This window comes from Halomonas sp. BLK-85, from assembly GCF_044792155.1.
Classification (GTDB): domain Bacteria; phylum Pseudomonadota; class Gammaproteobacteria; order Pseudomonadales; family Halomonadaceae; genus Vreelandella.
This window is the reverse complement of the sequence record NZ_CP087731.1, coordinates 268222-288175: the sequence shown is the minus strand read 5'-3', so window position 1 is coordinate 288175 and position 19954 is coordinate 268222. Positions and strand designations below refer to the sequence as shown.

Below are 19954 nucleotides of genomic sequence, written 5' to 3'. Positions count from 1 at the left end.
GGAGATTACCATGCATATTCATCTGCTACAGCACGGCCCGGCGCATTGCCCCGCACGGATTACCGACTGGCTGACCAGTATGGGGCACAGCTTTACGGTCTTTCATCTGTATGATGGAGAACTGGCGCCCCGCCCGAATGACTGCGATGCACTGATCGTACTGGATGGGCCCGAAACCCTGCTCATGGAGCCGCCTGACTGGTACAAGGCCGAGGACAAACTGATCCAGCGCCTGGTCGATAGCCAGAAGCCCCTGCTGGGCATCGGCCTGGGTGCCCACTATATTGCTATCGCGCTGGGCGCCATCAGCGCGCCGGGCACCTACCCGGAAACCGGCTGGCACCGTATTACCCTGGCCGATGACAGCCCTTTTGACCTGCCCGAACATTTTGATGCCTTTATGTGGCACCGCCAGGTGTTCAGCCTGCCGGATTACGCACTGCCGCTGGGCGGAAGCCCGGCAGCCCCGCTGCAGGGCTTCGCCTGGGATGCCGGCCGGGTGGTGGGGCTGTTATGCCATCTGGAGGTCACTCAATCCAGCGCAGCCGACCTGATGGGGGAACCGCCAACACCGCCGGGACTCAACGACTACATACAGGACGATGAAGAGATTTTCGCCACTCCCAAACGTTTCACCCACCTGGCGCCCTTGCTTGACCGGGTGCTGACCCAGTGGTTGCGCAGCGCCTCAGCGGCCTGACGCCTGCTGTTCTGCCAGCCATTGCCGGGTAGCTGCCAGACAGCTTTCCCAGTCGCCCACATGATATTCCAGCGCGCCAGCTTCCTGCTGGCGCTGCAGATGATAGCGATACAGGGGGTCATAGTATTCGGTCAACAGCGGTGCCAGCCAGGCTTCATGCGCCTGGCGGTCGCCCTGTTCATGGGCGGCAAAGGCCAGGGCCTGCATACGCTGCAAGCGCTTGAGGCGCGCGTCTCCCAGACGCTTTTTCAGGCGCACAAGGGCATTGCCCAGCTGCTGCTGCATTCGCTGCCAGCCTTCTTCTTCCCCCAGCCGTTGGGTATAGGCTTGCTCCAGGTCGATAATGTAATCCTGGATCAGCTGCGCGAGGCGCCAGTCCAGAGGCATTTCAACGCGAATGCGCGGCGCCTTTTCCATGGCCTGCCAGAAGGTCACTGGTACATTGACGCTGCCGATCTGGCGGGATTCATCCTCGATGACCAAAGGTCCCGGCAGGCCAAGCAGGCGCTTGGCCAAGGCATGTTCAAAATCAATCTGGGCAGGCGGCGGCTCAGGCGAGCGCCCAAAGGCAGACCCCTTGTGGCGCGCCATGCCTTCCAGGTCCACGCTTTCTTCCAGCTGGTTGATCAGCACGGTTTTGGCGCAGCCGGTTAACCCGCTGATGATCATCATCGGCTGCTGGGCGGCGCCATCCACACGCGCGTTCAGGTGGTGGCGCAGGGCTTTCCAGCCACCGTCTATGCGTGGGCGCAGCGCGCCAGCCTCGGCCAGCCACTGCTGGGCAATCTGCGAACGTAACCCGCCGCGAAAGCAATAGAGTATCGCCTCTGGATGCTGTTCCACGTAGTTGCGCCAGGCAGCCACACGCGCTGCCTTGACCGACCCGGAGACCAGTGTCTCTCCCAGCGCAATCGCTGCTGCCTGGCCCTTTTGCTTGTAGGCGATACCTATCTGATGGCGCTCGTCATCATTCAGCAAGGGCAGATTGACAGCACCGGGCAAGGCCCCCTGGGCAAATTCTACCGGCGCCCGTACATCAATCATCGGGCGCTCGTCAGCGACCAGCGCGGTATCCGCCGCCAGCGTTGGCATGTCATCAGGCATAGTCACCCAACCACCTCAATAAGTGCCGGCCCCACCTGAGCGGACAGGCTACCGAACGCCTTTAACGCCAGGCCATGCTGGCGGCCGATACGCTCCACGTCATCCTGCCAGGCAGGGTCCACGGCGATCAGCAAGCCCCCTGACGTCTGCGGATCGCACAACCACTGCCAGTGTGACTCATCCATGGCCGGCAAGGCATCGCCCAGCGCCTGGTGGTTGCGCAGGGTACCGCCAGGTATCGCCCCTTGACGACGATAGCCCTCTGCTTCGGCCAGCCGCGGCAGCTTGCGAAAATCAATCTTCGCTCGAAGGTGGCTGGCACCACACAACTCCACCAGGTGGCCTGCCAGGCCGAAGCCGGTCACGTCGGTCATGGCGTGTACACCGCTCACCGTGGCCAGATCAACGCCGATTCGGTTGGACGCCAGCATGGTTTCCCGGGCCAGGCTCTCATGCCCGGGTTCCACCAGACCACGCTTCTCGGCAGTGGTCAGCATGCCGACACCAATCGGCTTGGTGAGGTAGAGCAGATCCCCCGGTTTTGCACCACTATTGAGCTTGAGCTGATCCAGCGCCACCAGGCCATTGACTGCCAGGCCAAAAATGGGCTCTGGCGCATCAATCGAATGCCCTCCCGCCAGGGCTACCCCCAGCCCCCGACATACTGCCTGAGCGCCTGCCAATACATCACCGGCGACCTCGGCCGAGAGCTTATCCAGCGGCCAGCCCAGAATGCCCAGCGCCATGACAGGCGTGCCGCCCATGGCAAACACATCACTGATCGCATTGGTTGCCGCGATGCGGCCAAAATCAAAGGGATCGTCCACAATCGGCATGAAAAAATCAGTGGTGGCGATCATGCCGCGACCATCGCCCAGGTCATAGACGGCGGCATCCTCACGCCCCTGGTTGCCTACGATCAGTCGCTCGCCGCCTGCGGGCGGCCCGGCCTTGGCCAGGATACCATCCAGCACGTCAGGGGCGATCTTGCAGCCACAGCCAGCCCCATGGCTGTATTGCGTCAAGCGAATGTTATGCATGGCGTTATCTCCGTTACCAAATATTATCAGTCTACCTCAGGCTAAACGTCTGATAGCCTTTTGTTCTCAAGGTCAAAGGGCCTCAAGCGCATCGGAGAGCTTATCGACGGCAATCACCTCCATGCCCTGCGGTGCCTTCTTTGGCGCGTTGGAGCGCGGCACAATTGCGCGGGTAAAACCATGCTTGGCCGCTTCGCTGATCCGCTCCTGGCCGCTGGGCACCGGGCGTATTTCACCGGATAACCCCACTTCTCCGAATACTACCAACTCCTTGGGCAGGGCGCGGTTCTGCAGGCTGGATACCACAGCCAGCAGCACGGCCAGGTCCGCACTGGTTTCCAGCACCTTGACGCCGCCCACCACATTGAGAAACACATCCTGATCGCCGGTAAACAGCCCGCCGTGGCGGTTCAGCACCGCCAGCAGCATGGCCAGGCGATTAGGGTCCAAACCGACGGCCACCCGCCGCGGGTTGCCCAGCGCGGATTCATCCACCAGCGCCTGCACTTCCACCAGAATCGGCCGGGTGCCTTCCCAGACCACCATCACCAGGCTACCCGGCGCCTGCTCCTGCTGGCGGGAGAGAAAGATCGCACTGGGGTTTTTAACTTCCTTGAGGCCCTGCTCCAGCATGGCAAACACCCCCAGCTCATTAACAGCGCCAAAGCGGTTCTTCTGCCCCCGCAGGGTGCGAAAACGCGAGTCGGCACCGCCTTCCAGCAAGAGAGACGCGTCAATCATGTGCTCCAGCACCTTGGGGCCGGCCAGGCTGCCATCCTTGGTCACGTGCCCTACCAGCAGCAGCACCGTGTTACTGTGTTTGGCAAAGCGCGTCAGTGCTGCCGCGGATTCACGTACCTGGGCCACGCCTCCCGGCGCCGAACTGATATCTTCCAGATGCATGGTCTGGATGGAATCAATGATCAGAATCTCAGGCTGTTGCTGTTCGGCAACCGCCAGGATGGTCTCGATACTGGTCTCAGCCAGCATCTTCAGCCCCTGGGTGGGCAGCTGCAGCCGATGGGCACGCATCGCGACCTGGGAAAGTGACTCTTCCCCGGTGACATACAGTACCCGGCGCTGCTGGGCCAGCTTGCAGGCGGTCTGCAGCAGCAGGGTGGATTTCCCCGCTCCCGGGTGCCCACCCAGCAAGACCGCTGAGCCAGGCACCAGGCCCCCGCCCAGTACCCGGTCAAATTCACTGAAGGTGGAGCTGAGGCGCGGCACTTCGCTTAGATCGACGCTGCCCAGATCAACCACATCCCTGGACAAAGACCCGGCGTAACCGCCCCGTCCGGCACTGCGTGAAGACGGGCTGGCAGCCCCCGGCCGGGAAGGTGCCAGGCGCACTTCGCTCAGAGTGTTCCACTCCTGGCAACTGCTGCACTGCCCCTGCCATTTACGATACTCAGCGCCACACTCGGTGCATACAAAGGCGCTTTTGGCTTTGGCCACTGGCTTGCTCCTGCAATGTCACAATATCAACACGAACGACAATCATCCGGGTGACCAGAACGAGTGGCTGGAACATGCGAAAGGCGGCCGAAGCCGCCTTTTCTGTCACTACTCTGACTGGATCGCCACTACCTGACGGCCTGATTACTGGCGCTGAAGACGCAGCAGCTCACTGTTTTCAAAACGGCGGCGCTCCGGATCAATCAGCTCAAGGGTCTCTGGGTCGATGCGCAGGAAGTAATAGGTCTGGCCTTCACCGTCTGGCGTCAGCTCATAAACGGTGGCATCCGGATTGGAAGGCGTGCCTGTCAGAGTTTCCCAGTTACCTGCATAGTTTTCCGCCGGGGGGTTCTCGGGGTGATTGCGATAGGTAGCATCAAGCGTAAAGGTGCGCTCTTCCGGTGCCTGCGACTCTTCTCCCATGAGCGTGACGTCCAGTTGGATACCGTCACAGTTGCGGCACGGCAAAGAGCCCTGATAATTGGCTTCTGCTGACTCATAGCCCTCAGCCCCTTGATCTGTTGGCCCTGACGCGCAGCCGGCAAGCAGGGCCAGCATGGCCGTACCGACAAATAGATGTTTAAGCGGCATGGTTCTCTCCTTGGTTTGCAATGCTTGTATCTGATCCACACGCTCTGGGCGAGCGCAGTCGGGTATCACTGTCTTTCAGCGCATAAGACAGCATACCCGCTACAAGGTGCAACGCCCACCCCAAAAACATAACAATGCTTGCGCTTTAGAAGACGTCAAGCGACCATGAAGGTTACCGATTTGATGCCAGCAGGACACACTAATGAGCCAACTGTGGAGCCCCGCCGTTCAGTCGCTGACCCCTTATATACCCGGCGAGCAGCCGACCGAGCGGGTGATCAAGCTGAATACCAACGAGAACCCTTACCCCCCTGCGCCAGGCGTAGGCGAAACATTGCGCACGTTCGCCTCCGACCATCTGCGCCTTTACCCGGACCCGACCTCGCTGGCCCTGCGCAGCGAGCTGGCCCGCTGCTATGGGGTTGAGCCCCGGCAGGTGTTTGTGGGCAACGGCTCCGATGAAGTGCTGGCGTTTGCTTTCCAGGCCTTTTTCTGCCACGGCGAACCGCTGGATGCACCCTCGATCACTTACAGCTTTTACCCTGTGTATGCCAGATTGTTTGGCATTGAACTGCGTCAACACCCGCTGACTGCCGAGTGGGAAGTGGACCTGGAGGCCCTGAGCCAGCCGCAGCCGCGCAGTGGGGTAATTTTCGCCAACCCCAACGCCCCGACAGGCCACACTCATAGCCTGGCAGCGCTGGAAAGTCTGCTAGATAAAGTCACCGACCGGGTGGTGCTGGTTGACGAAGCCTACGTGGACTTTGGTACACAAAGTGCTGTGACGCTGATCGAGCGCCATCCTAACCTGCTGGTCACCAGCACCTTCTCCAAATCCCGTAGCCTTGCCGGGCTGCGTCTGGGGTTTGCGATGGGATCAACAGAACTGATCGAAGGCCTGGAGCGTATCAAGGATTCCTTCAATTCTTACCCGGTCGACAGCCTGGCCAGCGCCGTGGGTATCGCGGCTCTCCAGGATAGTGACCACTTTGCCGCCTGCCGCGAGAAGGTTATCACCACCCGCGAGCGCACCCGCCATCAGCTGGAGACTCTGGGTTTCGAGGTGCTGCCCTCCCAGGCTAACTTCCTGCTGGCACAGCACCCGGACCACGACGGCGCCCAGCTGTTTGCCGGCCTGCGTGAACGCGACATTCTGGTGCGTCACTTCAACAAGGCAGGATTAAGCAACTTCCTGCGAATCAGCATCGGCACTGACGACGAAATGGATTACCTGATCGAAGCCCTGCAGGCGCTGGTGCGTTAACGCCTGAAGGTGCTCACGGTTCACCGTCGGCCAACTGTTCGTGAATCAGCTCGGCCAGGCGCCGCGCAGGCTCTGAGGGGCGGTGCGGCGCCCGGTGCAAGGCAAGCTCAATGGACGGCAGCGCCGGTAAGCCGCTGCTTTCATCCAACGGCTTGAGCATTGGCGTCAACATGCTGCGCGTCACTACGACAATCGCCAAACCGGCCATCACTACCGGCGCCAGCCCGGTCATCGACTGACTGGTATAGGCGACCCGCCAGCGTCGACCGGCACTCTGCAATGACTGCTCGGCCACTTCCCGAAACACATCCGCCCCACGGGTATAGAGCGCCAGCGGCAAAGGGTCACGCAACAAGGGCTGGTAGCTCAACCCCACCGCCCAGAGCAGCGGTTCACGGCGGATCACCTCCCCGCCCGGTGAGTTTCGCTGTCGGGTGACCAGTGCCAGGTCCAGGTCGCCACTGCGCACCCGCTCGACAAGATCAGCGCTGACCCCACAGATCACCTCCAGCCCCACGCCGGGATACAGCTGGTGGAAATAGGAAAACACCGACGGCAGCAAGGGGGCGTAATCCTCAGGGATCCCCAGCCTGAGTTCACCACTGACCTGGTGTACCTGCATGTCCTGCCAGGCATCATCATTGAGCGCCAGCAGCCGCCGCGCATGCGTCAAAAGCCGCTCGCCATCGGCGGTAAAACGCACCTGGCGCCCTTCACGTTCGTGCAGACGCAAATCCAGCTGCGCCTCCAGACGCTTCAATTGCATGCTGATTGTCGACTGGCTGAACGCCAAGCGCTTGGAGGCCGCCGTCACGCTGCCGGTGTCGGCAATCGCCACCAGGGTACGTAGCAGGGTAAGGTCAAAAGTACGTGCACGCATGGATCACATTTATTGATGGTTTATATCAATAATGATTGATTTTGTGATGCGTTGCCAGCGGGTATCTTGCATCAGCGGCCAACAGCGCCGCTTTCAGGATCTCTCAGGTAAGGAGTCTTTCATGCAGCTGACGCGTTCGTTTGGCGTATTTCCGGTCAGTATCCTGGCGGCGGTTGTCGCCATTGCACTCTGGGCCACGGCACCGCTGCTCGCCGAGCAGGCGCGCAGCGCCTCCCCCTTAAGCCTGGCCACATTGACCCTGCTGGCGGGGGCGCTGGCCACCTTGCCATTAGGCAAAAGCCAGGGGCAGAAAATCACTCACCCGGGCTGGCGGTTCAGCCTGTGGTTAGGGGTCCCCTTGCTGATTCTGGGTGCGGTAAGCAGTTACTTTATTGGCATGCGCCAGGCACCCGCTTCGGAAGCAGCGCTGATTACCTACACCTGGCCGGTGCTGTTTGTGCTGCTCAGTCAGTGGACGCAGTTGGGCAGAATAAGACTGCGCAGCCTGAGCGGCGCCATGATTGCGTTCGCAGGGGCCGCCTTGCTGATGCTTCCCGAACAGGGTGTGGCCTTTAATGACGCCTCGCTTAACGGCTACGGCTTTGCCTTCCTGGCAGCGTGTTGCTGGGCGCTATACTCCTGGGTCGGGCAGGCGTCGCCCATCACCCTGACCCCGTATCTGCCGCGCCTGCTGTTGATTGCCAGCCTGTTGAGTGCACTGGCCACCCTGGCACTGGAAGGACGCCTGAGCGTACCCAGCGACAGCGCCCTATGGGCCGGCATCGCGCTGGGCCTGGGGCCGTTCGGCATTGCCATGGTCGCCTGGGACAAGGCGCTACGCGGCGGTCCGAGCGCGACCATTGGCAGCCTGGCCTATGGGGTGCCGATTCTGGCAGCCGCCTTGCTGGTGGTCACCGGCGCCACCCCGCTGAACTGGCAGCTGCCACTGGCGGGGCTTCTGGTGGTCAGCGGCTGCCTGCAGGCCAGCCGTTAACCGCGCTGCTCAATGCGATACCAGAGGGCGTAAAGCGCCGGCACAAACAGCAGGGTGATCAGGGTGCCCACCGCAACGCCACCGATCAGCACGTAGGCCAGCGGCCCCCAGAAACTGTCCATGGTCAGCGGTATGAAGGCCAGAATCGCGGCCAGCGCCGTCAGCACCACTGGCCGGGCACGTTGAACACCAGCCTCTACCACCGCCTGGCGCATCAACATGCCTTCCTTGATGTTATCCGCCACCTGCTGGGTCAGAATCAGGGTGTTGCGCATCAGGATGCCTGCCAGGCCAATCAACCCCAGGGTGGCCACAAAGCCAAACGGCTGATTGAACAGCAGCATGGCGGCGACCGCGCCAATCAGGCCCAGCGGTGCCGTCGCCACCACAATAAAGGTGCCCGCGAAGGAGCGCATCTGCAGCATGATGAAAATCAGCATCAGCACGACCATCAAAGGTTGCAGCACCTGAATGGAGGCCTGAGCCTTGGCAGACTGCTCCACCGAACCGCCGGTATCAATGCGATAACCTGCAGGCAGTTCGTCACGCAGCGCGGCCAGATCCTCCCAGACCTGCTGGGTCACATCATTGGGCTGGGCACCCTCGACATCGGCATTGATCGCCACGAACGGCTGGCGGTTGTAGCGCTTGATCACCGGTTCTTCAAACGCTACCCGAAGGTCTCCCAGTTGGGTCAGGGGGATCCGCTGACCATCATTGGTCAGCACCTCCAGGCTCTGTACATCCTCAATATCCTGGGCAGCGCCGCGGCCAAGGGCAGGCACCAGACGGATACCGTCACGCAGCCGGGTAATGGTTACCCCATCCAGCTGGAACTGCAACTGGCGGGCCACATCGTCCGGGGTCAGGCCAATCAGCTGCAGCCGGTTGCGGTCGACATCCAGATGCAGGGTGGGTGCGCGCTCATCCCATTCCAGATGCGGGTCACGGGTGGCCGGATGCGCCTTGACGACTTCACGTACCTGATGGCCAATGGCTCTCAGCTGTTGCGGGTCATCGCCCAGCACCCGGAAGCTGACCGGCCAATCCACCGGCGGGCCGTACAGCAGCGCCTCCACCCGCACTCGCGCTTCAGGAAACTCGCCGCCTTCAATGCGCTTACGCAGCATGGCCATCAGCTCATCGCGGGATTCAACGCCGTCCGCAACGGCAATCAGCTTGGCAAACGCCGGGTTGGGCTGCTCCGGGTTAGCCGAAATAAAGAAGCGTGGCGCCCCGGCTCCCACATAGGCAGACAGCGATTTAACCCCCTGCGCATCATTGATCAAGGCTTCCAGACGTCGGGTCGTGGCATTGGTAGCTTCGATACTGCTGCCCTGGGGGTGATAAACGCTGACCAGCACTTCGGGGCGATCAGAACTGGGGAAGAACTGTTTTTCCACGGGGCCTGCCATGCCGGCAATGGCCACCACTAACAATGCCAGCGTAACGACGACCACACTCTTGCGAAAACGCACACAGCCGCTGATGAAGGCGCGCAGTCGCTGGTAACCGGCCGACTGATAGGCTTCTTCCTCACTGTGATGGGTTTTCTGGTCAGGCAGAATTTTCACCCCCAGATAGGGGGTAAACACCACTGCCACCAGCCAGGAAATCAGCAGCGATATTCCCAGTACCCAGAAAATGTTGCCGGCATATTCGCCCACCCCTGACTTGGCAAAACCGATTGGCACAAATCCGACCACCGTGACCAGGGTGCCAAACAGCATGGGCGCGGCAGTCACTTTCCAGGCATGGGAGGCGGCGTCCAGGCGTTGCCAGCCTTGCTCCATCTTGACGATCATCATTTCGATGGCAATGATGGCATCATCCACCAACAGCCCCAGGGCGATAATCAGTGCCCCCAGGGTAATGCGGTCAAGATTGATCCCCATGGCTTTCATGACCACAAAGGTCAGTGCCAGGGTGATCGGAATCGCAATACCCACCACAATACCGGCACGCAAACCAACCGCCAGCATGGTGACCAGCATCACCACAACAACCGCCACCAGGAACTTGACCTGAAACAGGTTCACCGCCCCATCGATGGCATCTGCCTGGTTGGTCATCACCTGCAGCGATACCCCCAGCGGCAGGCGTTGACGTTCTTCCTGCCAGAAGGAGGCCAGGCGATCGCCAAATGCCTGGCCGTTTTCACCCTCCTCCATCACCACGCCCAGCAGTAAGGCATCTTCACCAAAGGCGCGGACCAGGTAGCTGGGAGGGTCTTCGTACCCGCGCGATACCTTGGCAATGTCGCCCAGGCGGATCAGGCGCTCACCAATCCGGATGGGCACTTCCGAGAGCACCTCAGGGCTTGCAATATCATGGTCGATGCGCACATAAAGGCGCGCACTTTGAGTATCCACCCGCCCGGCCGGTAGCAGGGTGTTCTGTGCTTCTATGGCGCTAAACACCTGCTGGGGTGAAATACCCAGACTCTGCAGGGCAGAAAGATCAAAATCGACATGCATGCGTTCTTCACGCTCGCCGAGCACCTGCGCTTTATTGACGCCTTCCACACGCTGCAGGCGATCACGGATCTCTTCGGCCTCGCGCACCATGTCTCGCATTGGCATATCGGGTGCGGTCAGCGCCACCAGTGAGAAGTAGACATCACCAAAGTCTTCATTGATCAGCGGGCCTACCACGCCTTCCGGCAGCTGGGGTGCCTCATCCTGCATGCGCCGACGCACCTGATAAAAGCGTTCGGACACTTCTTCGCTGGGCGTGTAGTCCTCAAATTCAACCTGCATATCCGCCCGCCCAGGGCGTATGGTGGTTTCAATCCGGTAAAGGTCTTCGACTTCCTGTATACGTTTTTCCAGCCGGTCGACTACGCTATCCTGTAGCTCTTCCGGCGTTGCGCCCGGCCAGGCAACGGACACCATCATGACACGCACTGTAAAGTTCGGGTCTTCGGCACGCCCCATGGAAGCAAACGCATAAAGCCCGGCCAGCAGAGCGATAATCAGGAAAAACAGGGTCACTGCCCGCTCACGTACCGCCAGCGCTGAGAGGTTGGGAAAACTCACTGAGCCTCCTCCTGCGCCAGCGGGCGCACGTCCATCCCGGGGGTCAACAGGTGGGTTCCCAGCGCAACCACCTCCATCCCATCGCGCAACTGCTCACCTCGCACCCAGGCGTGATCACGCTGCATGCGTTCAATCGAAATCGCCACAGGCTGCGCCTGCCCATCGGTTACCTGCCATAGCTGCGGGCCATCGCCACGTTCATCGATAGCTGCAACGGCCACCTGAAAAACACCTTCCGGCAGGCTATCCATGGGGAAGCGGGTCTGCACGACTTCTCCCAGGGAGTCCGTCAGCAGGGCTTCCTCCAGCTGATAGCGGGCGCGCCAGGTGCGGCTTGCCGGGTCAGCGGCGCCAGCAACTTCGCGACGTGACAAGGTGATCTGGCGGTCGTCCAATAACAGTGCGCCTTCGGCCGGTGGGCGCATATGAGAGGGAAACGCCACTTCCACTTCTCGTCGCCCTTCCTGGGCCAGGGTCGCGACTGCCTGCCCGGTGGCGACCACCTGCCCGGGCTCACCCACCACATCAATCAAGAGCCCATCGGCCTCAGCCTGCAGGGTGGCATAATCAAGGGCGTTGCGGGCCTGCTCCAGCCGCGCCTGGGCAGCATCACGCCGCGTCAGCGCTTCACGGTTAGCCAGCTTTGCTCGCTCAAACGCCTGCTGACTGAGAAAGTCGCGTTCCAACAGCTGGCGGTCCCTGTCCAGGTCTGCCTGACTGACCGCCACTGAGGCCTCTGCCGCCGCCACATCTGCCCGGGCAGCCGTCAGTGCCTCCTGCAAATCGCTGTCTTCCAGAGTAAACAATACCTCGCCCTGGCTAACACGCTGGCCGGCATCCACATGCCGGGTGGCCACCTGGCCACTGACCCGAAACGCCTGAGGCGTTTCGTAACGGGCACGTACCACGCCCGTCAGCATCAGCATGGGCTGCTCTACAGGCGTAAGCTCGGCGGTCTTCACCCATCGCGATGATTCCTGCTGAGCAGAGTCGTTGCTGTTTTCACCGCATCCTGCCAACAGCAAGACGAGCAGCAGCATGGTTAACTTGGGCATAGCAGTTCCCTGATAAACGCGTAAAGAAAAGTCTCTATGGATATAATGGAACAGGATAAATTAAACGCTCGTTTATGCCTATAACAGGAACAATATTGTTACCCCGCGCGCGCGTGAACCCATGCGTAGATATCCTCACTGTGGTAAGGGTGAAAACCGGCGTTCTCATACAGGCATCGAGCGGGGGTATTGGTGGCATCCACGGTAAGCACCAGCCGCGTTACACCTGGTTGTGCGGAATAGTTAAACGCTGCCTGAAGTAGCTCACGCCCCAGCCCCTGCCTTCGGCATGTCGGCACCAGCCCCATCAACTGGACTTCCATGACGCCCTGCGCCTGACGAAGCACCATTAACAGAGCACCGATTGGCTGCAAGTCATGTGGCGATGAATACACCGCAAACCAGTGTCGATCCGCTTGCGGGGATTGGCGATAGAACCCCTGGAGCAGCTCCGCCGCCCCCAGTGCCTCGCTAATCAGTGGGCTATCCAATGAATCCAGCTGCACCTGCTCGATAAGTGACTGAGCCGCTAATGGAGCCAGTTCGCACCAGGGACGCAGGATGACGTGCGATGCACGCGCATTGTGATGTTTCAATGCCGCACTCAGATAGCGTATAGGCGCCACCCGTTGCATGCCCGCCGCTGACAGAAGCGCTGCCTGTGCTGGCTTGTTCGGCATGACCACACAGTGGCAAAGGCGGATTGCATGCGCCTCCACCCATTTTCTTGCCGCCTGCAGTAGCGCCTGGGCCTCAGCGTCTTCCCCTTGGGGACGCCAGAGTTGAGCCATGTTACCGGGGAAAGGCTGCACCCAGACCGCTCTAGCTGGATAGTTGGCCGCATGATGCAATAGCCCGCTCCAATCCGGGGCAGGCGTTTGCGAAAAGGCCTGAATAGCGGCTGCCAGCGCTCGCTGCCCCGCACTGTCCTGAGCTGCGGCCAACGAGCATAACGCATCACGGCGCATTGCCTCGGGGCATTCCATCACCTGATCATGCACATCCTGACGATTATTCACGTGAGCTCCCAAGGTGATTTTTCACTTGGCGACTTGAATCCCGCCGCGCTTGCCTGCATATCATGCTTAAATTCTTTCTGCCTAGAGTGACACCATGTCAATTATTGATCCACGCACCGGCGAAGCCTTAACGGCCCCTATCAGTCCTGATGCCAACAATACCCCATCGCCTACGGCGGCATCAGACGCCACCTCTGGGCCAGCACCCCGCCGCGAAGACGTCATCATTGACCTGGATGCCAGCAATATCCAGCAGGTACTGGAAGCCTCCATGCAGGTACCTATCCTGCTTGACAGCTGGTCACCCGCGAGCGAACCCTGCAAGACCCTGATGCCTGTGCTTGAAAAACTGGCCGTCGAATACGCCGGTGCCTTCATTCTTGCCAAACTTGATGCAGATGCCAACCCGGAAATTGCTGGTCAGCTGGGCGTACGTTCGGTGCCGGATGTCAAACTGGTCAGCCAGGGCGGCCTGGTCGACAGCTTCCAAGGGGCGCTGCCGGAAAAAGACGTGCGCGAATGGCTGGGCCGTTATTTCCAGCCCCCTGAAGACGCACCGGCAAGCCCTGAGGAGTTGGCAGAAGAAGCCCTGAAGGCTGGCGATGCCGCCACCGCACGCGAACATTATCAGACGTTGACCTCACAGTACCCCGAGCATTACGCCTACCAGGTGGGGCTGGCCAAGGCACTGGTGGCAGAAGGCCGTGGCGATGATGCCCGCAGCGTGCTGGACAACCTGCCACCGGAAGAGCGCGATGCCGCCCCCGCGCGCGGTGTGCGCGCCAGCATTGAATTTGCCGAACAGGCGCTTTCCCATCAGGACGTGGCCGCCCTGGGAGAACGCAACGACAGTGAAGCCCAATTCCAGCGCGCCTTACGCCAGGTCGCCGACGGCGACTACGAGCAGGGCCTGGAAGGCCTGCTGGCCCTGATGAAAAGCGACCGCGGCTACGGCGATGATGCCGCGCGCAAGACCCTGCTTCAGGTCTTCGATGCCCTGGGTGCCGAGCATCCGCTCACCGTGACCTACCGGCGCAAGCTGTTTGCCCTGCTCTACTGATACCGCTGCTTTTATCGAGGCATTAAAGGGTGGGGCTGGCAAGCGGCCCCATATGTCAGCGCCAATGTTCAGGCAATGCCTTGGCCAATGCCCTGTTGCTGGTGGGGTTTGCTGAACTGGTGGCGCTGCCCTGCTGCGCCTTGTGGGCGGCATTTGGCAGCTTTATCGGCCAGAAGATCCGCACTGAGCGCGCCTGGCGACGCTTCAATATCACCATGGGCGCGCTCACGGGTGTCTGTGTCTGGATGATTCTAAGCTGACACGCTTCCTTCATTCACCGTCTTAAAACCTGATCCATCCGCTTGAGGGCCTCTTCAAGCTGGGTGGCGGTGGTGCCAAAGTTCAGCCGCACAAAGCCGGGCTGACCAAAATCAGCGCCGTTGGACAGCGCAACCTTTGCCTGCGCCAACAGGACCTGCTGCGGGTCATCTCCCAGGCCTGCATCGCGCATATCCAGCCAGGCAAGGTAGGTGGACTGGGGAGGGTTGAAGTGGACGCCCGGCCAGTGGGCAACATAATCGCTGATCATCTGACGATGACCACGCAAGACACCAAGCAACGCCTGGCGCCAGGGTTCCGCATCGCGGTAGGCGGCTTCAGCAGCGGCCAGGCCCATCACATTGCCATCGGGCAGTAACCCTTTCATGGCCTTGGCAAAACGTACCCTCAGGTCAGGGTCAGTTATCACCGCACAGGCAGCGGTCAGCCCGGCCAGATTGAACGTCTTGGAAGGCGCCCACAGGGTGATAATGCGATCTTCAAGCGCGGGAAACGCCGCCGCCAGCGGTTGATGTTGGGCACCCTCGTCAAGCAGGAGGTCGCAGTGCAGCTCATCGGAGACCACGTATAAGTTGTGTCGCTCGACCAGTGCGGCCAACCCTGCCAGCTCTTCATGGCGCCAGATGCGCCCGGTAGGGTTATGCGGTTGGCACCACAGCAGCAGACGTGTCCGGGGGGTAATCGCCGCCTCCAGCGCCTCCAGATCGAGCCGCCACTCACCCCCTGGTTCGCTTGGCGGCGCCATGGCCGCCTGCTGTGTTACTCTGCCAGTGCGCTCGGCCACCGCCAGAAAAGGGGGATAGATAGGCGTGATGGTCAACACGCCATCGCCAGGTTCGGTCAAGGCCAGGCTTGCCAGATGCAGGGCAGGCACCACCCCTGGAAGCCACAGCTGACATTCTGGCTGTATCGTCCAGTTGTAGTGGGTGGCACTCCATTCACATAGCGTATGCCTGAGGCTGTCCGGTACCTGCCCATAACCGTAAACGCCATGATCAACCCGTCGTTTCAGCGCATCCATCACTGCAGGGGGCGCCGTAAAGTCCATGTCAGCGACCCATAACGGCAGCACTTCGTCGCCATAGCGGTGCCATTTCTGGGAGCGCCATCCACCGGCAGGGTGGCGTCGTTCAAGGGGCGTGGCAAAATCGAACATCATCCGTTGTCCTTGTGGTTAACAGCATTTGTCGTTACAACATACTCATTAGAAATTATTTCCATTACTTCTGACACTTTACAGGGTACTTCATCAGTATGATGCAAGATGACAATCATCCAGAGAACAGGCCTTCCAGCGATGCACCTCAACGCGACTTTTACGCGCAGGTCCGTGCTGGCATTCCTGCCTTGTTGCGCCAGTGGCTGGCTCTCGGCCAGGCAGACATTGGCCGCCTGGCCTTGATACTCGCCGAAACAGCCCGCGTCGCCAAGGTGGGCGCACCCGATGAAACGCCTGACGGTGCTACATTCGAAGCCTGGTGCCAGGCCGCCAACGGTGAAGATATTCCGCTCTGGGCCCCCCGTACGGCCGTGTTTCTGTTGAACCAGATGCCTGCTCGGCCACAACCGCAAAGTGAGGCCGAGGCCTGCGCGTGGGCTTATTGCTGGTTGCGCAACCGTTCGTTCGATAGCGAACAGGAAGCTTTTCAGGCATTGCCTGAGCATCTTCAAGGGCCTTTGCAACAAGCCCTTCAGGCTGCCTGGCAGGATCAGCAAGGGCTACGCCTGGTGTGACAACCATCAACGCCTGCGCCGCTGTGCTTTGGGTTTGAAGCCAACCGGTTTACTGGCCAACCAGGTGACAAATGCCGCGATCGCCGCATCATCACCTAGCGCCGTAACGGTATTGAGGCGATCAGCCAGTTCGCGTTCACTATATAGCCGATGAATATGCTTGTGGCAGGGTCGGCACAGCCAGGCAATAGCGGTCAGCCGCTCCTCGCGTGAATAGCGCTTACGGTAACGGGGCTTATTGTGCAGCGCCCTGGGTATCAGGTGATGCTTGGTCAAGGCTTCCGCCCGACCGCATAGTTCGCAGCCTTCAGGCATGGGCGGGGGTGATAGAGGGTGGGCAAGGGAGGTCGGCATGCCAGCTGTCCTCATGAGCAAATCAACAAGGATAAAAGATGGCAGATGTTCCCCTGATCTGGCAACTGGGCAAGTTGCTGGCATCGATAGGTCTGGTACTTGGGTTAGGATTGGTCGCCGTGCGCGTTAGCCCGCGGGTTGCCGGTTTGTTGGCCGGTTACCCGCTGGGCACGGCGCTGGCGCTGTTTTTCATCGGCCTGGAAATTTCTCCCGGCTTTGCGACACAAAGCGCCATTCATACCTTGGCAGGTTTTACTGCAACACTGGCGCTGGGAGGTGGCTATCTGGTGTGTGGTGGCCGCACGGACGGCATCAAAGGGGTGTTGATGGGCTCTCTGGGTGGCTTGAGCGCCTGGGTGGTGGTGGGTTGGTTGTTGTCGAATTTTGCGTTTACCCGCCTCACCGGCACCCTGGTCACCCTGGTGGCCATTGGCGTGTTTACCTGGCTCTACCGGCGGGTGCCGGAAACCCGGGTCAATGCCAGTGGCACACTGTCGTGGTCGGCTCTGGGGTTGCGTGCAGCCTTGGCCACATTGATGATTTTTGTGATTACCGCCCTTGCCCACTGGGTACCCGCCGCCTGGGCCGGCACCCTGGCCGCCTTTCCTGTCACCATGCTGCCCTTTCTGGTTATTCTGCATGCCGGTTACGGCGCTGCACCCGCGTCGACGGTGATCAAGCATTATCCGATGGGTCTGGGAGCACTGCTCAGCTATACACTGTGTGTCTCTTTGACGTATACGCCCTGGGGGCTGGCAGCAGGAACACTGGTTGGCTTTGTCGTTGCCACGCTATGGCTTTTAGGCTGGATGCGCTGCCAGCAATGGTGGGCAGCGCGACGCACAGCGACTTGACCAAGCGTTTGCTTGGGTGAATGATTAGTGGGGCATTAAAGGCGTCTGCTATCTTTCACAACAACAAGGAAATACCATGTTTACACGCATCATTGAACCGGCCTTCTATGACACCGATGCGCTCGGCCATATCAACAATACGCGGTTACCTGCCTGGTTTGAACTGGCTCGCAACGACCTGTTCAGATTGTTCACGCCGGACCTGAACACGCACCACTGGCGGTTGATGATGGCACGCATGGAAGTCGACTACCGTGCTGAACTTTTCTACGGGCACGACATTGAAATTCGCACGTATCTGAGCCGTTTGGGCAATAGCTCCTTTACCGTGACCCAGGAAGCGCGCCAGCATGGAAAACTTGCCAACCTGGGCCACACTGTACTGTTACAATATGATCATCAGGCCAAAAAAGCCGTCCCGATCGAAGGTCAACTTCGCCAGTCTCTGGAATCTCATCTTCAGGATGCCCCGGAGTAGATCCTTCGGTCGTCGGGCGCCAACTGAGAGTAAGCCTTATGGCAATCCGCTATAACCTGTGGATAGACCCCGATAACAAGGCGCAGCACAGCGCCGTTGAAGCCGATCTTGAGCGCTTTTTTGTTGAGCGTTTCGCTGATTATCCACATATCCGTCTGTCCGGCGCAGACCCTTACGATTACGATGCGCCATTCAACCGCCTCTATGAGGCCCTGATTGCCCGCGGCGCCGAATATTGCGAGCGCACCTGGCGCTATGTCGCTACGCCAGAGCAGCTGAACCGTTGCTTTTTCCGTGCTGTGGGCCAGTCAAACAAGTTCGTCCGAGACGACCGCTGACCGCTTCTTGAGGAATTTTACTGGAACACCATGATCATCCGTACCCACCATGCTCCCAACCAGCATGAACTTGATGTTATTGCCCGGCAGCTTGGCCGTACGCCTCGCGGCATCGAGGCCGTGGCCGCCACTGACGGCGCCGGCACGCCTCTTGTCTTGCGTATGGCCCCCATTGTCGACGGCAAGCCTTTCCCGACGCTTTACTGGCTGTGCTCTGAACGTCTGAAAGTGGCCATTTCCCATCTTGAAGCGGCCGGTATCATCAAGCAGCTCGAACAGCAGCTTCAGGAAGACGCCGAGTTCCTGGCAGCCTACCATCAGAGCCACCGCAATTATGTCGCCGAACGCTGGGAATACATGACGCCGGCTCAAAAAGCGGAGGTTGACCGGCGTGGATACCAGGCCGTACTGACGGAGCGTGGTGTCGGCGGGATTACCAACTGGGATCAGGTGCGTTGCCTGCACACTCAGTATGCGCATCATCTCGGCAGCCATAATGTCATCGGCCAATGGATGGATACTGTTCACGCGATTGACCGTTGTGTTGAGTAAGATCTCTCAAAGAAGGATACCCCCATGTCACGACTCTGTGTTTATCTTGGCTCACGTGCAGGCACTCACCCGGACTTCAGGACAGCCGCAATCGAGCTAGGCCAACAGCTGGCACGGCGTGGACATACCCTGGTGTACGGTGGTGCCAGAATTGGCCTGATGGGAGAACTTGCCAACGCCACGCTGGCAGCAGGTGGCCAGGCGGTAGGCGTGATGCCGGATCACCTGGTTGAGCGCGAACAGGCGCATTTCGGCCTCACTGAACTGATCCGGGTGAGCGATATGCATGAACGTAAAGCGACGATGGCAGCCCAGGCCGATGGGTTTATTGCTTTGCCAGGCGGTATCGGCACCTTTGAGGAACTGTTTGAGATCTGGACCTGGGGTTACCTGGGGTTGCATGACAAGCCGATCGGGCTACTGAATATCCACGACTTTTATACCCCACTGCTGGGCTTTCTTGACAACACGGTTGAGCAGGGGTTTCTCGCGACCGTTACCCGCGACATGCTGCTTGACGCTGAAACGCCTCCTGACTTGCTTGACGCTATCGAAGCACAGATTTGAGTCAAATACCGGCAAACAATCAACGCCCTACTTTCATGATGCGCGGCCTCCCATCAGGCGTCGGGTGCGCTCAAAGGTCAGCTGCAACAATCGAGCATCATCGCCGGCTCGATGACGCTGAATGCCTTGCTCGGCAATGATGGCTTCTTTGGTGTCACTCCACATCGCCAACTGTCCCTCACTCAGCAAAATGCGCAAGGCTTCCAGCCTGAAGCCGGGAATAATGCCTGCATGATGGAACAGCAGCGACAGCCAGGTGTTGTCGTACCCCCAGCTGTCGCTGTAGGCCTTCCCCTGGGCACGTAATTCGTCGTTGATCCATAACGCCACCTGGCGAACCGGATAACCCTCACGCTCCAGACGGTCACGCGAGATACCGTGCAACAGTTCGGCCTTGGGATCCCAGTGAGTCCACTCATCCAGAGGTTGGATGAGAAACGCGCAGCAACTACCGTCCGAGCGGGCAATGCCCACTTCAATAGGATAACTGCCGCGACCGAATCCGGACGCTTCTATATCCAGTAATGTCGGTAGCGTCTCGGACACAGATTTCCTCACTTGGGCGTAATAACGTTACATAAAAGTCGCCTGGCTATTT

General features: G+C 59.9%; 22 protein-coding genes. 11 read left to right on the top strand and 11 right to left on the bottom strand.

All coding sequences use genetic code 11. The features are described from left to right. Positions 1-10 precede the first annotated feature (10 nt). Entirely contained in the window at positions 11-700 is a 690-nt protein-coding gene (locus LL947_RS01295) for a type 1 glutamine amidotransferase (protein WP_404415547.1), read from the top strand. Here the strand turns inward: LL947_RS01295 and mnmH are convergent. From mnmH to LL947_RS01275, 4 genes are all read right to left on the bottom strand, one after another. Then, positions 689-1804, bottom strand: a complete 1116-nt coding sequence (mnmH, locus tag LL947_RS01290; RefSeq protein WP_499834355.1) for a tRNA 2-selenouridine(34) synthase MnmH — start codon at positions 1802-1804, stop codon at positions 689-691. The two genes, LL947_RS01295 and mnmH, sit on opposite strands and share 12 nt — an antisense overlap. A gap of 2 nt (positions 1805-1806) precedes the next feature. Then, on the bottom strand, positions 1807-2844 hold the full coding sequence (gene selD / locus LL947_RS01285; protein WP_404415544.1) for a selenide, water dikinase SelD: 1038 nt from the start codon (positions 2842-2844) through the stop codon (positions 1807-1809). 72 nt (positions 2845-2916) lie between these two features. Next, complete coding sequence (radA, locus tag LL947_RS01280; RefSeq protein ID WP_499833701.1) at positions 2917-4299, bottom strand: DNA repair protein RadA; 1383 nt, start codon at positions 4297-4299, stop codon at positions 2917-2919. 144 nt (positions 4300-4443) lie between these two features. Next, positions 4444-4890 (bottom strand): copper resistance protein NlpE N-terminal domain-containing protein, encoded by a 447-nt coding sequence (locus LL947_RS01275; RefSeq protein ID WP_404415539.1) that lies wholly within the window; start codon positions 4888-4890, stop codon positions 4444-4446. A 202-nt stretch (positions 4891-5092) separates the two neighbouring features. Here LL947_RS01275 and hisC point away from each other — a divergent pair, with 202 nt between their 5' ends. Continuing rightward, positions 5093-6154: a histidinol-phosphate transaminase gene (hisC, locus tag LL947_RS01270; protein ID WP_499833700.1), complete on the top strand. Its 1062-nt coding sequence runs from the start codon at positions 5093-5095 to the stop codon at positions 6152-6154. A gap of 13 nt (positions 6155-6167) precedes the next feature. Here hisC and LL947_RS01265 read toward each other — a convergent pair whose 3' ends face one another. Beyond that, complete coding sequence (locus LL947_RS01265; protein WP_290822623.1) at positions 6168-7034, bottom strand: LysR substrate-binding domain-containing protein; 867 nt, start codon at positions 7032-7034, stop codon at positions 6168-6170. A 121-nt stretch (positions 7035-7155) separates the two neighbouring features. Here LL947_RS01265 and LL947_RS01260 point away from each other — a divergent pair, with 121 nt between their 5' ends. Then, positions 7156-8028 (top strand): DMT family transporter, encoded by an 873-nt coding sequence (locus tag LL947_RS01260; protein ID WP_499833699.1) that lies wholly within the window; start codon positions 7156-7158, stop codon positions 8026-8028. Here LL947_RS01260 and LL947_RS01255 read toward each other — a convergent pair. The 3 genes from LL947_RS01255 to LL947_RS01245 all read right to left on the bottom strand — a co-directional run bounded on the left by LL947_RS01255 (position 8025) and on the right by LL947_RS01245 (position 13140). Next, complete coding sequence (locus LL947_RS01255; RefSeq protein ID WP_499833698.1) at positions 8025-11066, bottom strand: efflux RND transporter permease subunit; 3042 nt, start codon at positions 11064-11066, stop codon at positions 8025-8027. The genes LL947_RS01260 and LL947_RS01255 overlap by 4 nt on opposite strands. Continuing rightward, on the bottom strand, positions 11063-12121 hold the full coding sequence (locus tag LL947_RS01250) for an efflux RND transporter periplasmic adaptor subunit (RefSeq protein ID WP_499833697.1): 1059 nt from the start codon (positions 12119-12121) through the stop codon (positions 11063-11065). The genes LL947_RS01255 and LL947_RS01250 overlap by 4 nt, the downstream gene beginning before the upstream one ends. Positions 12122-12219: 98 nt before the next feature. Continuing rightward, positions 12220-13140 carry a GNAT family N-acetyltransferase gene (locus tag LL947_RS01245; protein WP_499833696.1) on the bottom strand — a complete coding sequence of 307 codons (921 nt, stop codon included), beginning with the start codon at positions 13138-13140 and terminating at the stop codon, positions 12220-12222. A 94-nt stretch (positions 13141-13234) separates the two neighbouring features. On the opposite strand from LL947_RS01245, the gene LL947_RS01240 reads away from it, so the two are divergent. Beyond that, entirely contained in the window at positions 13235-14200 is a 966-nt protein-coding gene (locus tag LL947_RS01240; RefSeq protein WP_404415519.1) for a tetratricopeptide repeat protein, read from the top strand. 80 nt (positions 14201-14280) lie between these two features. Further along, entirely contained in the window at positions 14281-14460 is a 180-nt protein-coding gene (locus tag LL947_RS01235) for a hypothetical protein (RefSeq protein ID WP_499833695.1), read from the top strand. Positions 14461-14474: 14 nt separating this feature from the next. Here the strand turns inward: LL947_RS01235 and LL947_RS01230 are convergent, their stop codons facing one another. Continuing rightward, positions 14475-15638, bottom strand: a complete 1164-nt coding sequence (locus LL947_RS01230; protein WP_499833694.1) for a MalY/PatB family protein — start codon at positions 15636-15638, stop codon at positions 14475-14477. 95 nt (positions 15639-15733) lie between these two features. On the opposite strand from LL947_RS01230, the gene LL947_RS01225 reads away from it, so the two are divergent. Then, a complete protein-coding gene (locus tag LL947_RS01225) occupies positions 15734-16213 on the top strand; it encodes a hypothetical protein (protein WP_290823774.1) in 480 nt (159 codons plus the stop codon). Between the two features lie 6 nt (positions 16214-16219). Here LL947_RS01225 and LL947_RS01220 read toward each other — a convergent pair whose 3' ends face one another. After that, complete coding sequence (locus LL947_RS01220; RefSeq protein WP_404415507.1) at positions 16220-16567, bottom strand: hypothetical protein; 348 nt, start codon at positions 16565-16567, stop codon at positions 16220-16222. 38 nt (positions 16568-16605) lie between these two features. Between LL947_RS01220 and LL947_RS01215 the strand changes: the two genes are divergently transcribed. The 5 genes from LL947_RS01215 (at position 16606) to LL947_RS01195 (ending at position 19356) form a co-directional block, all read left to right on the top strand. Then, positions 16606-17421, top strand: coding sequence for a hypothetical protein (locus tag LL947_RS01215; protein WP_290823776.1), 816 nt, complete (start codon positions 16606-16608; stop codon positions 17419-17421). Positions 17422-17497: 76 nt separating this feature from the next. Then, positions 17498-17899: an acyl-CoA thioesterase gene (locus tag LL947_RS01210; RefSeq protein WP_290823778.1), complete on the top strand. Its 402-nt coding sequence runs from the start codon at positions 17498-17500 to the stop codon at positions 17897-17899. 38 nt (positions 17900-17937) lie between these two features. Further along, entirely contained in the window at positions 17938-18237 is a 300-nt protein-coding gene (locus LL947_RS01205) for a hypothetical protein (protein WP_290823780.1), read from the top strand. A 30-nt stretch (positions 18238-18267) separates the two neighbouring features. Continuing rightward, positions 18268-18789, top strand: a complete 522-nt coding sequence (locus LL947_RS01200) for a DUF501 domain-containing protein (RefSeq protein WP_499833693.1) — start codon at positions 18268-18270, stop codon at positions 18787-18789. Between the two features lie 24 nt (positions 18790-18813). Then, positions 18814-19356, top strand: a complete 543-nt coding sequence (locus LL947_RS01195) for an LOG family protein (protein WP_290823784.1) — start codon at positions 18814-18816, stop codon at positions 19354-19356. 33 nt (positions 19357-19389) lie between these two features. On the opposite strand, the gene LL947_RS01190 is transcribed toward LL947_RS01195, so the two are convergent. Further along, positions 19390-19902, bottom strand: coding sequence for a hypothetical protein (locus LL947_RS01190; protein WP_290823785.1), 513 nt, complete (start codon positions 19900-19902; stop codon positions 19390-19392). Positions 19903-19954: the final 52 nt, after the last annotated feature.